The following is a 14,263-nucleotide window of genomic DNA, read 5'->3' on the forward strand; positions in this document are numbered from 1 at the left end:
GGAAATGGTAAAGGGGAGGTCATGGAAAATGAAACCGGGCGGGTCGAGGCATTCAGTGATGGTGTATTCGCCATCATCATTACGATCCTCGTCCTGGAATTAAAGGTTCCGGAAGAAACCGGGTCGGCCTTCTGGCATGGAGTCCGTGAACAATGGCCCCATTACGCCGCCTATGTGGTGAGCTTCCTCATCATCGGCGTGATGTGGGTGAACCACCACACCATCTTCAGTCACCTCAAGCGGGTCGACCGTCCGCTGTTGTTCCTGAATCTCATGGTGCTGATGGTGGTATCGGTGATCCCGTACACCACCAACGTCCTCGCCGAGCACCTCACCGAAGGCGGCGACGCCAACCCGGCCGCGGTCCTCTACAGCCTCGTCACCGTGGCCTACGCCTTGGCGTTCCTGCTGTTCTGGTGGTACGTGACCCGGGTCGGGCACCTCTTCCACGAACAGGTGGACAAGGACGGGGCGCGGGCCACCAGGGTGCGCTTCGGCCTCGGTGCCATCGCCTACCCCTGTACGGTCGTCCTGGCCTTCTTCTCCGCACCGCTCACGCTTGTCGCACACTTCCTGATCGCGATCTACTATGCGGCGAACCAGATCCCCATCCCCCTCGTGGTAGAGGAAGAGCGGCTCGAATCTGCCAGCGACCTCAGGAAGTAGCCGCAGGGGCCTACGGCCGTTCTCCGCGGTCAAGTAGGGTATTGGATCTAGCTGGTCGCGGGGGAGGCCCAGATGGCTCGCGCAGTCCTGCCGGAGGATTCCGTCGAGGAAGTCTCCGAATTGATCGATGTCATGATCTCTCTTCTCTTCGAGTCCTTACCCCGGCGGGACCAGCGAAACTGGGCCCGTGTTTATCTGAACGGCCTCGTGCGGACCAACGGGAAGAAAACAATCCGTAACATCGCCGGAACCGGAGCGAGTTCCGTCGAGCAGAGCCTGCAGCAGTTCATCAGCAAGTCCCCCTGGGACTGGACGCCCGTCCGGCGCTCCCTCGCCCAGCACCTCGAACGCACCGCACAGCGCCCCCTGGCCTGGGTGCTCCAGCCCATGGTCATAGAGAAGGCGGGCGACCGCTCGGTCGGCGTCGGCCGGCAGTTCGTCCCCCAGCTCGGCCGCACCGCCAACTGCCAGCAGGCCAGCGGGATCTGGCTCGCCTCCAGCGAAGCCAGCTTCCCCGTCGAATGGACCCTCACCCTCCCCGGGCCCTGGACCAGCGAACTCATGCGCCGCCGACGGGCCGGCATCCCGGACACCGCCCGCTCCCTCACCCCCGCCCAGGACGCCGTACACGCCGTCCAGCGGATGGCCGCCACCTGGCAACTCCAGCGCCGGCCCGTGGTGATGGAGGTCGCCAACTGCGACCTGCCCCAGAGCATCGACTCCTTCGCCCTCCAGGACATCCCCTTCGTCTTCAAGGTCGACGGCTCGCTGCCCGTCTCCTTCGGCGGGGCGGGCCGGCACAAACCCGGCCCGCACACCGCACCCGCACGCGAACTCATCGACTCCCTGCGCTCCCAGCGCCGCGTCGTCGAATGGACCCGGCACGGCCGCGCCGAAGGAGCAGTGACCCTGCTGACCTCCGCCCCGATCTTCGCGACCCCCTGCGAGGACCGCCCCGCGCCCGCCGCGCCCACCCCGCTGCTGCTGGTCGGGGCCTGGACCGAAACGGCCCTGCTCCCCTCCGAGTTCTGGATCACCAACATCGGGGACCGGCCGCTCGCCCAGCTCTTCCTGCTCGCCAAACTCACCGACCGGGTCTCCCTGGACTTCACCGAGACCTGCGAACCGGTCGGCATCCGCGACTTCGAAGGCCGCTCCTTCCGCGGCTGGCACCACCACGCCACCCTGGCCAGCGTCGCCCACGCCGCGAAACTGCTCGGCGCACGCCCGCACGACCGCGACCGGGACCCCGGCCCCGCGCGCCCCGCCGCCCTCACCCGGCCGGCCACCCTGCCCCGGCCCGCCGCAGCCCGCCCGGCCACCCCGGCCGTGCTGCCGCCGCACCCGCACCTGCCCGGCCAGACACCGCGTCGCGAATACATCCGCTGATGCTCGACATCGCCGAGGAGCTACGCGCGTGGTGCGCCGCGCGCCGGGAATTCGCACTGGCCACCGTGGTCGCCGTCAGCGGCAGCGCGCCGCGCGGCCCCGGCGCCTCGCTCGCCGTCGACGACCGGGGCACCGCGCTCGGCTCCATATCCGGGGGCTGCGTGGAATCCGCCGTCCACGAGCTCTGCCTCGACGCGCTCGCGTCCGGCGAGGGCGGCCTGCACCGCTTCGGCTACAGCGACGACGACGCCTTCGCCGTCGGCCTGACCTGCGGCGGAGTCCTCGACGTCCTGGTCACCCCGGTGCGCGGCCGCGACCCGGTACGGCCCGTCCTCGGCTCGGTCCTCGACGCCGCCGCGGACGGCGGCCGGGCCGCGCTCGCCCGCGTGGTGTCCGGCCCGCCGCGCCAGCTCGGCCGGGCGCTCGCCGTCCACGCCGACGGCTCCTACGAGGGCGGGCTCGCCGGCGGCACCGCCCTCGACCGGGCCGCCGCCGGCCGGGCCCGCGCCCTGCTGCTCGCCGGGCGCACCGGCACCACCGAGCTCGGCACGGCCGGGGGGCTGTGCGGGGAGCCCCTGACGCTGCTCGTCGAGTCCGCCGCCGAACCGCCCCGGCTGCTCGTCTACGGGGCCATCGACTTCGCCGCCGCCCTGGCCCGGATCGGCGCCTTCCTCGGCCACCGGGTCACGGTGTGCGACGCCCGGCCCGTCTTCGCCACCCCGGCTCGCTTCCCGTACGCCAACGAGGTGGTCGTCGACTGGCCGCACCGCCATCTGGCCGCGCAGTGGGAGGCCGGCCGGCTGGACCCCCGTACCGCCGTCTGCGTCCTCACCCACGACGCGAAATTCGACGTACCGCTGCTGGAGCTGGCCCTGCGGCTGCCGCTGGGCTACGTGGGCGCCATGGGGTCGCGGCGCACCCACGCGGAACGCGAGAGACGGCTGCGCGAGGAAGGGGTGGCGGACTCCGCCCTGGCCCGGCTGCGCTCACCCATCGGCCTCGACCTCGGCGGCGCCACCCCCGAGGAGACCGCCCTGGCCATCGCCGCCGAGTTCACGGCCTTCCGGCACGGCGGATCGGCGCTCCCGCTGACCGGCGGCGCCGCCCCCATCCACCGAAGACCGGTGCCCGCGGCACTCCGCGCCGCCGCCCTCAGGACGCCCCGCCCCTGACGTGCTCCACGACGCGGTGGAACTCGGCGGTGGGGGAGAAATCGACGTACTCGGTGTCGGCGAGCGCCACGGGGATGTGCCCCGGACCCCAGTAGAAGGCCTGCCCCTCCTCGTACACCTGCTCCCCGTCCCCGGTCCGCATCAGCAGCCTGCCCTTGAGGAGGTAGCCCCAGTGCGGGCACGGGCACATGTCGTCGGGAAGCCCCTTGAGCGCCTCCGTGAGATCGGTGCCCTTCGGAAGGCGGAAGAACCCCACGCTGAGGTCGCCGCCGATCTCCTGCACCCGCACTTCCAGCCCGCCGCCCTCCACCGCGATGGGTGCCTCGTTCCGCGTCGTCGCCGCCATGGATCCTCCAACGCTGCTCGGCCCGGACACGCCGGGACTCGTCCGGACCCTTCCACTGTGACCCCGACCGCTGCCTCCTGCCCTGCGGGAACGGACCGGCGCACTCCGCGGGACCAAGGTCCCGTAGGAAGCCACCACCCGGACGGGAATGCCTTGGACGATCGGCCCGGGCGGTGTGAACGCCAGGTCGTGGGAGAATGAAGTACGTGCGTTTCCTCGGCTGCACCCTGTCGAGGCACCTCCGATTGACTGGGATGTTCAGCACGTGCGTTTCCTCAATGACCTGAAGCCGCCGTACGACCTGACGTACGACGATGTGTTCATGGTGCCGAGCCGCTCCGCGGTCGGTTCCCGCCAGGGCGTCGACCTCTCCTCGCCCGACGGGACCGGCACCACCATTCCCCTGGTCGTGGCGAACATGACCGCGATCGCCGGCCGCCGGATGGCCGAGACCGTCGCCCGCCGCGGCGGCATCGTCGTCATCCCCCAGGACATTCCGATCGAGGTCGTCACCGACGTCATCTCCTGGGTGAAGACCCGCCACCTCGTGCTCGACACCCCGATCACGCTGGCGCCCACCCAGACCGTCGCCGACGCACTGTCCCTGCTGCCCAAGCGCGCCCACGGCGCCGGCGTGGTCGTCGACTCCGAGGGCCGCCCCGTCGGCGTCGTCACCGAGCACGACCTGACCGGCGTCGACCGCTTCACCCAGCTCTCCGAGGTCATGTCGAAGGAGCTGCTGCTCATCGACGCCGACATCGACCCCCGCGAGGCCTTCAACAAGCTCGACGCCGGCCACCGCAAGCTGGCCCCGGCCGTCGACGAGGACGGCAGGCTCGTCGGCATCCTCACCCGCAAGGGCGCCCTGCGCGCGACCCTCTACACCCCGGCCACCGACGCGAACGGCAAGCTGCGCATCGCGGCCGCCGTCGGCATCAACGGCGACTTCGTGGCCAAGGCCAAGCAGCTCCTCGACGCGGGCGTGGACACGCTCGTCATCGACACGGCGCACGGCCACCAGGAGTCGATGATCAACGCGATCAAGGCCGTCCGCGCCCTGGACCCGCAGGTCCCGATCGTGGCCGGCAACATCGTCGCCGCCGAGGGCGTCAAGGACCTCATCGACGCCGGCGCGGACATCATCAAGGTCGGTGTGGGCCCCGGCGCCATGTGCACCACCCGCATGATGACCGGCGTGGGCCGCCCGCAGTTCTCCGCGGTGCTGGAGTGCGCGGCCGAGGCCAAGAAGTACGGCAAGCACGTCTGGGCCGACGGCGGCGTCCGCCACCCCCGCGACGTGGCGATGGCCCTGGCCGCCGGAGCCTCCAACGTCATGATCGGCTCCTGGTTCGCCGGCACGTACGAGTCCCCGGGCGACCTCCAGCAGTCCGCCGAGGGCCGCCTCTACAAGGAGTCCTTCGGCATGGCCTCCGCCCGCGCGGTGCAGAACCGCACGAGCGAGGAGTCGGCCTACGACCGCGCCCGCAAGGGCCTGTTCGAGGAGGGCATCTCCACCTCCCGCATGTTCCTCGACCCGGCCCGCCCGGGCGTCGAGGACCTGATCGACTCGATCATCGCGGGCGTCCGCTCCTCCTGCACCTACGCCGGTGCCGGCTCCCTCGCGGAGTTCGAGGAGAAGGCCGTCGTCGGCATCCAGTCCGCCGCCGGCTACGCCGAGGGCAAGCCGCTGCACGCCAGCTGGAGCTAGTCCCGGCGAGCGGTTCCGCAAGGGACCCGTCCCGCCCTGTCCCGCGGCCCCCCGGTCCCGTCCACCACGGACGGACCGGGGGGCCGCGGGCGTTCAACGCCGGGGCGGCGGTACCTGCCCCGACGGAGAACTGTGCACACCCGCCCGGTACTTGGGGATCCGCACGGTCACCTTCATGCCGGCGCCGACCCCCGTCTCCATCACCGGACCGTACGCGTCCCCGTACACCTGCCGGATCCGCTCGTCGACATTGGGCAGCCCCACCCCCGACGAGGACCCCGCGCGCTCCCCGGCCAGGATCCGGCGCAGCAGGGCCGGATCCATCCCCACCCCGTTGTCCTCGACGGTGATCACCGCGTCGGGGCCCGCGTCCTGCGCCGTGATCGTGATCCGGCACTCCTCGGTGGAGTCCTCCAGCCCGTGCTTGACGGCGTTCTCCACCAGCGGCTGCAGGCACAGGAACGGCAGCGCCACCGGCAGCACCTCCGGCGCCACCTGCAAGGTCACCTTCAGCCGGTCCCCGAACCGGGCCCCGGCCAGCGCCAGGTACTGCTGGATGGAACGCAACTCCTCGGCCAGCGTGGTGAAATCCCCGTGCCGCCGGAAGGAGTACCGCGTGAAGTCCGCGAACTCCAGCAGCAGTTCCCGCGCCCGCTCCGGATCGGTCCGCACGAACGAGGCGATCGCCGCCAGCGAGTTGAAGATGAAGTGCGGGGAGATCTGCGCCCGCAGCGCCTTGATCTCCGCCTCCATCAGCCGGGTCCGCGATCGGTCCAACTCGGACAGCTCCAACTGCACCGACACCCACCGCGCCACCTCCGTCGCCGCGCGCACCAGCACCGCCGACTCCCGCGACCCGTACGCCACCAGTGCCCCCAGCACCCCGTCCTCGCCGGTCAGCGGCGCGAAAACCGCCCACTTCAGCGGACAGTCGGGCCGCTGGCACTCGGTCCGCACGCTCTGGCTGCGCCCCGACTCCAGCATCACCGCCACCCGGGCCATCGCCCGCCGCTGGTGGTGGTCGGCGCCCGGGCCGTCCCAGGCCAGCACCGCCTCCCGGTCCGTCAGGCACAACGCCTCCGTCCCCAGCAGCGACCGCAGCCGCCGGGCCGCCTTGCGCGCCGCGTCCTCGGTCAGCCCGGCGCGCAGCGGGGGAGCGGCCAGCGAAGCCGTGTGCAGCGTGTGGAAGGTGGCCCGCTCCACCGGAGTGCCCAGGTCCAGGCCCGCCAGGCGTTCTCCGCGGCGCGCGTGCCAGCGTCCCGCCGCCCAGCCGACGCCCAGCATCACGGCCGCACCCGCCGCCGCCAGCACGGCGAGCAGGGCCTGGCCGGCCCCGGTCACCGCCGGCCCCCCGCCCGGTCCCCGGCCACGACCTCCGGCAGGTGCAGCCGGGCCAGGGTGGCCGCCGTCCCCGCCGGGATCCGGGACCGGGTGGCCAGCGACACCACCACCATCGTCAGGAAGCCGAGCGGCACCGACCAGGCCGCCGGCCAGGCCAGCATCGTGTGGATCCAGCCCGCCGGGGCCAGCCCGGCCCGCGTCGCCAGCACCGCGCTCAGCGCCGCCCCGCCGCCGGTGACCAGCCCGGCCACCGCACCCGGCGGGGTCAGCCCGCGCCACCAGATGCCCAGCACCAGCAGCGGGCAGAACGACGACGCCGACACGGCGAACGCCAGGCCCACCGCATCCGCCACCGGCACCTCCGTGGCCGCCACGCTCCCGCCCAGCGGCACCAGGATCGCCACCAGCGCCGCCCAGCGGAAACTGCGCGCCCCGCACTTCGGCAGCACGTCCTGGTGCAGCACCCCGGCCACCGCCATGGTCAGTCCCGAGGCCGTCGACAGGAACGCCGCGAAGGCACCCCCGGCCAGCAGCGCCCCCAGCAGCTCGCCGAGCACCCCGCCCAGCATCCGCTCGGGCAGCACCAGCACCGCCGCGTCCGCGTCGCCCGTCAGCGCCAGCTCGGGGGCGTAGATCCGGCCCAGCGCCCCGTACACCGGCGGCAGCAGGTAGAAGGCGCCGACCAGCCCCAGCACCACCAGCGTGGTGCGCCGCGCCGCCCGCCCGTTGGGGCTCGTGTAGAACCGCACCGCCACGTGCGGCAGCCCCATCGTCCCGAGGAACGTCGCCAGGATCAGCCCGTACGTGGCGTACAGCCGGTACTCCCGCAGCTCCCCGGACGGCGGCTTGGACCACGTGCCCACCCCCGCCCCCGGCTCCGCCCGGGCGTCCGGGACCGGCGTGTCCGGGGCGAACTCCAGCCGCGCGTGGGCCCGTACGGAATGCTCACCGGCGGCCAGCACGAGCGGCACCGACACGTGCGTGCGCCCGTCCACCTGCCCCGTCACCGTCACCGCGAGCGGCTCCTTCACCGACAGCCGCACGTCCTGCGCGAGCGTCACCGCCGTGGCCTGCCGGAAGACCGCAGGCGCGTCGAACGTGGCCCGCGGCGCACCGTCCCCGGCCCACGCGCCGATCAGGAAGAACGCCGGGACCAGCAGGGCGGTGAGCTTGAGCCAGTACTGGAAGGCCTGCACGAAGGTGATGCTGCGCATCCCCCCGGCGGCCACCGCCCCGCTCACCACACAGGCCACGACCAGCCCGCCGACCCAGTGCGGGGCCCCGGTGAGGATCTCCAGGGTCAGGCCGGCCCCCTGCAGCTGCGGCAGCAGGTACAGCCAGCCGACCCCGACCACGAACAGCACCGCGATCCGGCGCACCGCCCGGGACTCCAGCCGCGCCTCCGCGAAGTCGGGCAGCGTGTACGCGCCGGAGCGCCGCAGCGGAGCCGCCACCAGGGCCAGCAGCACCACGTACCCGGCGGTGTAGCCCACCGGGTACCAGAGCATCCCGGGCCCCTGGAGCAGGACCAGCCCGGCCACCCCGAGGAAGGACGCCGCGGAGAGGTACTCCCCGCTGATGGCCGCCGCGTTCAGCCGCGGCCCCACCGTGCGCGAGGCCACGTAGAAGTCGGAGGTGGTCCGGGATATCCGCAGGCCCAGCGCGCCGAGCAGCAGCGTGACCAGGACGACGACGGCGACCGCGGTCAGCGCGTACGTCTGGTTCACCAGGGCGGTCCTTCGGACGGGGGAGCGGGGTGACCGGAGTCTACGCACGCCCCTGACCGGGCGACAGGCACGATTCGGACCCCGAGGGTCCGCCACCTTCAGATGGCCGGGTCCCGGTGCTCGGCGCAGTCGCGCAGGGCGATCTCCAGCTCCACGTACGACTCCTCCGCGCGCCGGAAGGCCAGCGTCAGCGCCGCCTCCGCGCGCGGCGGGACCTGATCGCGGACGCCCTCGCCGGCCTCGTACAGGATGTCCGCCCAGCGGGCGGCCGCACTGCGCAGCAGGGCGAGCAGGGCCTCGGTCTCGGCGGGCCCCGCCGGCCGCCTCCGCGGCAGCCCGCTCAGGGCGTCGACCAGCGCCTGGACCTCGGACATCTCGCTCCTCCCGCGCCGGGAAGATCCACGATACGCAGCGGCGACGGCGTCGGCGGGCCGTTCACGCCAGCGGTGCGGCAGGCGGCTCCCGTGGATCGCCGTACGCCCCTCCCGGTGCGGTGAACGGCATCCGGCCGCGCCCGGCGGTCGCCCGACCGGGCCCGGCGGCGATCGGCGGCGACCGGTTTCAGCCGGTCGCGTGCCGCATCAGGAGGTCCCGCAGTTCCCGCGCATGCCTGCGGCTCACCTGGAGTTCCGCCGAGCCGACCCGGACCGTGGTGGTGCCCGAGTCCAGCCGGAGCTCGTCGATCCGGGCCAGCGCCACCAGATGGCGGCGGTGGATCCGCACGAACCCGCGCGCCGCCCACCGCTCCTCCAGCGTGGACAGCGGGATCCGCACCAGATGGCTGCCCTCGCCGGTGTGCAGGCGGGCGTAGTCGCCCTGTGCCTCGACGTAGGCGATGTCGGCGATCGCCACGAAGCGGGTGACACCGCCCAGTTCGACCGCGATCTGCTCCGGGCCGCGGTCGGCGACGGCGGCCTCCGGGGCCGGGCGGGGCGCCGGGACCACCTCGGCCCGGCCCAGCTGCGCGCAGGCCCGCCGGACGGCCTCGGCCAGCCGCTCCGGGCGCACCGGCTTGAGTACGTAGTCCACGGCCTTCAGGTCGAAGGCCTGTACGGCGAAACCCTCGTGGGCGGTGACGAACACGATCAGCGGCGGCCGCGCGAACCCGGCCAGCAGCCGGGCGATGTCCAGCCCGGTCAGACCGGCCATGTGGATGTCGAGGAAGACCACGTCGATGCCGTCGGGCCCGTCCGGACCGGACTCCAGCGCCCGGGTGACCCGGCGCAGGGCCTCGGTGGCGTCCGAGGCGCCCTCCGCGCTGCGCACGCGGGGGTCCGAGCGCAGCAGGTAGAGGAGTTCCTCCAGGAGCGGCTTCTCGTCGTCGACAGCGAGCACACGCAGCATGCGGCCGAGTCTAGGGGTGTCCGGGGCGTGTCCGGGGCGCTCCGGAGGGCCACATCAGGGCGCGGCCCCTGCCCGGGGGGAGGTGGGGCAGAGGCCGCGCGGACCGTGGTGGGGGGTCGGGGGACCCGGCCGGCTACTGGACGGTGATCAGCTTGCCGTCGGGGGAGACGGCGTACCAGGTGCCGCCCACGCCCTGCCCGTTGGTGTCACCGGGCTTCTTGTCGCCCGAGAAGGTGTAGACGGGCCAGCAGTCGACGGTCTGCTGCTTCTTGCCGTCCGGACGATCCAGGACCAGGTAGTTCTTCTCCGTGATGCCCTTGGCGTTCGCCTTGTCCACCGGGGGCACGACCGGCCACTTGGCCAGGCAGTCGCCGACGCAGTTGGAGACCATCGGCCACGCAGAGTCCTTCTTGAAGCGGTAGACGGTCATCCCCTTGCCGTCGACGATGTGGTCGCCCAGCTTCGGGTCCTTCGCCACCGACAGGCCGGGCGCCGCCTCGGCGGGAGCGGCAGGGGCGGCGGGGGCGGCCTCGGCCGGGGCCGCCTTCGCCGCCTTCTTGCCGTCCGGGCCGAACGCGAACCACACCCCGCCGACGCCCTGCCCGTTGATGTCGCCCGGCTTGGCGTCCTTGTTGAACCGGTACGCGGGCCAACCCGCCACCGTCAGCTGCTTCGTGCCGTCGCTGCGCACCACCTCGCCGAGCAGCGACGGGTCCATGCCCGACGCGGCGGTGACGTCACCGGCCGCGACCACCGGCCAGGTCTTCGCGCAGTCCCCCTCGCAGTTCGACTTCGGGGGCTTCGCGGTGTCCTTGTCGAAGCGGTAGAGGGTCAGGCCCGCGCTGTCGGTGAGGACGGAGCCGAGCTGCTCGGTGACGGATGCCGCCAGCTGGCCGCCGGGCTGGTTGCCCGGGCCGGCCGCCGCCGGGGCGGCCTCGGCTGCGGCTCCGGCGGGCTGCGTCGAGTCCGAGGCCTTGTAGTCCGAGGGGCCGCAGGCGCTGGCCGCCAGGACGACGGCTACGGCGGCCGCGGCGAAGGTGGTTGCGCGCTTCATGCCCATGTTGATCTCTCCCACGTCGTGTCTGTCTGTGCCGTCGCCCCCAGCGGCGGCAACTGTGCACAGGACACGCCCTGGTGGGCGGGATCTGTTCACCGGGTGCGGTGTGGGCTGTTTCACTCACCCCGTGCCGAACCCGGTGCGCCGCAGGGCCGTGGCCACAGCGAGGCCGAGCACCTGGTGTCCGGAGTCGTTGGGGTGCAGACCGTCCGCGAGGTGCTCGGGTCCGAGCAGGTCACGGCCCGGGAGGACGGCGAGCCGGTCGTCCCCGGCGGCGATCCGGTCCCGGGCGGCGCGCTCCATCGCGTCGCGCAGTGCGCCCAGGGTGGCGCCGAGTTTGTTCGGGGTGCGTTCGGCGTCGGGCCGCAGCACGGGGGAGACCAGCAGCAGGGGGGTTCGCGGGTGCCCCTGGCGGACCAGTTCGAGGAAGGCGCGCGTGGTCTCGTACAGCAGCGGCGCCGAAAAGGGCACCCGGGACCAGCAGTTGGTGCCGAAGGCGAGGGTCAGGACGTCCGCCGGCAGGCCCGCGAGCTGTTCGGCGGTGGCCAGTTCGCCGCGCGCGGCGCCCGCGTAGCCGAGGTTGACGGTGTCCCAGCCGAGGGCCCGGCCCGCGACGGCGGGCCAGCCGTGGGCGGGACGGGTGGACCACCAGCCCTCGGTGATGGAGTCGCCGTGCACCACCCAGCGCGGCGCAGGCGGTGCGGGGGTGAGGGCGCCGCCGATCCCGCGCAGGCCGAGGACGAGGGGCGACTGGTTCTCGGGCGGGTGGATGGTGAAGGGGCCGCGGAAGGGGCCGCCGCCGTCGCCGGCCCCGAGTCCGATGCGTACGACGGCCTCCGCGGCCGGTTCGGTGAACACCTCGGTGACCACCCCGTGGCGGTCCCACAGGGCGAAGCCGTGCGCGAGGTCGCGCAGGGCGTCCGTGGGGCCGGGCACGGTGGCCCGGTAGCGGATCTCGACGGCCGTCGCGGTCTCGGTGGTGAACTCCAGCCGGACCCCGATGGGCAGGGTGGCCCGCTCGCCGGTGTCCCAGGGCAGCCGCATCGTGTCGGCGGGGTCGGCGCGCACGGGGCGGCCCTTGTCCAGCCAGGCGACCCCGCGCAGGAAGGGCTGCGGATCCTGCCAGCCGCCGGGAACCTCGATCCACCCCTCGCCCCGTCGCTGCTGCGGCCACGGCGCGTGTCCCCGCCGCCCGGCCCGCTCCTGCCGCGGCCCGGGCCGGCCCTCGTCGTGCACCGGTGCGCTCATCCTTCGCCTCCGCTCGTCGGATACGGGAACTTCACGCCGACCCCGCCGTCCACCACGAGCGTCTTCCCCGTCACGTACGAGGACAGCGGCGAGGCCAGGAAGTACAGGGCGGCCGCGATGTCCGCGGTCTCGGCCACCCGGACCAGCGGTGCGGTCTCCGCGTTGCGCCGCCGCCCCCCGGCACCCGGCAGGGCGGCGGCCCGGGGGGTCCTCACGACCCCCGGTGCCACCGCGTTCACCCGTACCCCGCGCGGGCCCGGTTCCACCGCCGCCGAGCGCACCAATGCCGTCGGGGCGGCCTTGGCGGCCCCGTACGGGGCGTGCGGCGGGGCCGCCGCGAGCCCGGATGCGCAGGCCGCGAAGACGAGCTGCTCGACGGTCCGCCGGCCGTGCGGATGGGCTCCGGGCCCCGGCCCCGGCACGTCGATCTCGTAGAGCACGTCCAGGTCCATGGCGGCACGCTGCGGCAGATCTGACGAAGTGTCAAGAAACGGGGTCTCCGGCGGGCTGCGCAGCGATCGATCATCCATACGCAACAAACGACTGTCAGTGACCGATCCGCGCAATGATCGTGCGCCAATGTGCAAGGATGGTCCATTACGGGCGGTATCACTCAGCTCGTAGGCTCACTCGCTGTACGTGGAGTGGCGCGGATCGCCTGCTCGGCGGTCCCCCATGCCAGGCCCTTCCCCCGTCGGGCCCTGTCCTGCTCCGGACCGTCGCGGTCGACGCCTCATCCCCGACCTCTGTCGATCCGCAGTGACAAGGAGTCCCCCTCGTGCTCGACCACGGCCAGGCGCCACCGCTCGCTTCCGAGCCCCGTAGGCCCGCCAACCCGCTGCTCCGCCGCAAGCCGGTCGAGCAGTTGGTCGCCGAAGGCGGCCAGGGTGAGGGCGGCGCGCTCAAGCGTTCGCTCACCATGTGGCAGCTGACCATGATCAGCATCGGCGCGACCCTGGGCACCGGCATCTTCGTCGTCCTCGGCGAGGCCACCCCGATCGCCGGTCCGGCCGTCTTCATCGCCTTCATCGTCGCGGGCCTGACCGCGCTGTTCTCGGCGCTCTCCTACGCCGAGCTCGCGGGCTCCATCCCCGTCTCGGGCTCCTCGTACTCCTACGCCTACGCCACCATGGGCGAGCTCATAGCCTGGGTCTGCGGCTGGTGCCTGGTCCTGGAGTACGGCGTCTCCGTCGCGGCCGTCGCCGTCGGCTGGGGCCAGTACCTCAACGAGCTGCTCGACGGCACGCTCGGCCTCACGATCCCCGAGGGCTTCTCCGCCCCGCTCGGCGAGGGCGGCTACATCAACCTCCCCGCCCTCGTCGTGGTGCTCCTGTGCATGGTCTTCCTGCTCCGCGGAGCCAAGGAGAGCGCCCGGATCAACACGATCATGGTCGCCGTCAAGATCGTGACGCTGGCCCTCTTCATCGTCATCGGCTTCATGGGCATCAAGGCCGGCAACTACACCCCGCTGGCCCCCCTCGGCGTCACCGCCATCGGCACCGCCGCCTCCATGCTCTTCTTCTCGTACATCGGCTTCGACGCGGCCTCCACCGCCGGTGAGGAAGCCAAGAACCCGAAGAAGGACCTGCCGCGCGCGATCATGCTCTCGCTGCTGATCGTCACCGCGATCTACTGCCTCGTCGCCCTGGTCGCCGTCGGCGCCATGCCGTGGCAGGAGTTCGAGGGCAGCGAGGCCGCCCTGGCCCAGATCATGGAGAACGTCACCGGCCACTCCTTCTGGAGCGTCATCCTGGCCGCCGGCGCGGTCGTCGCCATCGCCAGCGTCGTGTTCGCCGTGCTCTACGGCCAGACCCGCATCCTGTTCGCCATGTCCCGCGACGGCCTGATGCCCAAGGCCTTCGCCAAGGTCGACGAGAAGACCGGCACCCCGAAGGTCAACACGATCATCGTCTGCCTCTTCTGCGGCCTGCTCGCCGCGTTCATCCCCCTGGGTGAACTGGCCAACGCCACCAGCATCGGCACGCTCTTCGCCTTCGGCCTGGTCAACGTGGCCGTCGTCATCCTGCGCTACACCCGCCCCGACATGAACCGCACGTTCAAGGTCGCCCTCTTCCCGGTCACCCCCATCCTGGGCTTCATCCTCTGCGGGGTCCTCATGACCGAGCTTCCGATGGCCACCTGGATGGTCTTCGGTGGCTGGATGGCGCTCGGGCTCGTGATCTACTTCTTCTACGGCATGCGCCGCTCCAGCCTGGCCACTGTGGCCGCCGTGGCCGCCTCGGCCGCGGAGGTCGCTGAATAGAA

The 14,263-nt window shown here is 72.6% G+C and carries 13 protein-coding genes; 5 read left to right on the plus strand and 8 right to left on the minus strand.

All coding sequences use genetic code 11. From position 1 onward, the window contains the following. The first annotated feature begins 21 nt into the window (after positions 1–21). The 3 genes from OHA91_RS30685 (at position 22) to OHA91_RS30695 (ending at position 3,227) form a co-directional block, all read left to right on the plus strand. The gene (locus OHA91_RS30685; protein ID WP_037633221.1) at positions 22–666 is read left to right on the plus strand and encodes a TMEM175 family protein; all 645 of its coding nucleotides are present in this window, start codon (positions 22–24) and stop codon (positions 664–666) included. 72 nt (positions 667–738) lie between these two features. After that, complete coding sequence (locus tag OHA91_RS30690; protein ID WP_456293588.1) at positions 739–2,055, plus strand: IS701 family transposase; 1,317 nt, start codon at positions 739–741, stop codon at positions 2,053–2,055. Continuing rightward, positions 2,055–3,227, plus strand: coding sequence for an XdhC family protein (locus tag OHA91_RS30695; protein WP_266503117.1), 1,173 nt, complete (start codon positions 2,055–2,057; stop codon positions 3,225–3,227). Before OHA91_RS30690 ends, OHA91_RS30695 begins: the two co-directional genes overlap by 1 nt. Here the strand turns inward: OHA91_RS30695 and OHA91_RS30700 are convergent. After that, positions 3,208–3,573, minus strand: a complete 366-nt coding sequence (locus tag OHA91_RS30700) for a cupin domain-containing protein (RefSeq protein WP_266503119.1) — start codon at positions 3,571–3,573, stop codon at positions 3,208–3,210. The genes OHA91_RS30695 and OHA91_RS30700 overlap by 20 nt on opposite strands. Before the next feature lie 265 nt (positions 3,574–3,838). Here OHA91_RS30700 and OHA91_RS30705 point away from each other — a divergent pair, with 265 nt between their 5' ends. Next, positions 3,839–5,281, plus strand: a complete 1,443-nt coding sequence (locus tag OHA91_RS30705) for a GuaB1 family IMP dehydrogenase-related protein (RefSeq protein WP_031154585.1) — start codon at positions 3,839–3,841, stop codon at positions 5,279–5,281. Positions 5,282–5,374: 93 nt separating this feature from the next. On the opposite strand, the gene OHA91_RS30710 is transcribed toward OHA91_RS30705, so the two are convergent. The 7 genes from OHA91_RS30710 to OHA91_RS30740 all read right to left on the minus strand — a co-directional run bounded on the left by OHA91_RS30710 (position 5,375) and on the right by OHA91_RS30740 (position 12,450). Continuing rightward, positions 5,375–6,622, minus strand: coding sequence for a sensor histidine kinase (locus OHA91_RS30710; RefSeq protein ID WP_031154586.1), 1,248 nt, complete (start codon positions 6,620–6,622; stop codon positions 5,375–5,377). Continuing rightward, complete coding sequence (locus OHA91_RS30715) at positions 6,619–8,349, minus strand: sodium/solute symporter (protein WP_031154587.1); 1,731 nt, start codon at positions 8,347–8,349, stop codon at positions 6,619–6,621. Before OHA91_RS30715 ends, OHA91_RS30710 begins: the two co-directional genes overlap by 4 nt. Positions 8,350–8,447: 98 nt before the next feature. Further along, on the minus strand, positions 8,448–8,723 hold the full coding sequence (locus OHA91_RS30720) for a hypothetical protein (RefSeq protein ID WP_031154589.1): 276 nt from the start codon (positions 8,721–8,723) through the stop codon (positions 8,448–8,450). Between the two features lie 187 nt (positions 8,724–8,910). Then, positions 8,911–9,693 carry a LytR/AlgR family response regulator transcription factor gene (locus OHA91_RS30725; RefSeq protein WP_031154592.1) on the minus strand — a complete coding sequence of 261 codons (783 nt, stop codon included), beginning with the start codon at positions 9,691–9,693 and terminating at the stop codon, positions 8,911–8,913. 133 nt (positions 9,694–9,826) lie between these two features. After that, on the minus strand, positions 9,827–10,753 hold the full coding sequence (locus OHA91_RS30730; RefSeq protein WP_031154594.1) for an SCO0930 family lipoprotein: 927 nt from the start codon (positions 10,751–10,753) through the stop codon (positions 9,827–9,829). 117 nt (positions 10,754–10,870) lie between these two features. After that, positions 10,871–11,998: a GDSL-type esterase/lipase family protein gene (locus OHA91_RS30735; protein ID WP_078959465.1), complete on the minus strand. Its 1,128-nt coding sequence runs from the start codon at positions 11,996–11,998 to the stop codon at positions 10,871–10,873. Beyond that, positions 11,995–12,450 carry an SDR family oxidoreductase gene (locus tag OHA91_RS30740; RefSeq protein ID WP_051893401.1) on the minus strand — a complete coding sequence of 152 codons (456 nt, stop codon included), beginning with the start codon at positions 12,448–12,450 and terminating at the stop codon, positions 11,995–11,997. The genes OHA91_RS30735 and OHA91_RS30740 overlap by 4 nt, the downstream gene beginning before the upstream one ends. 326 nt (positions 12,451–12,776) lie before the next feature. On the opposite strand from OHA91_RS30740, the gene OHA91_RS30745 reads away from it, so the two are divergent. Continuing rightward, entirely contained in the window at positions 12,777–14,261 is a 1,485-nt protein-coding gene (locus OHA91_RS30745; RefSeq protein ID WP_031154600.1) for an amino acid permease, read from the plus strand. Positions 14,262–14,263 lie beyond the last annotated feature (2 nt).

Origin of the sequence: Streptomyces erythrochromogenes, from assembly GCF_036170895.1 — a bacterium.
GTDB lineage: Bacteria > Actinomycetota > Actinomycetes > Streptomycetales > Streptomycetaceae > Streptomyces > Streptomyces erythrochromogenes.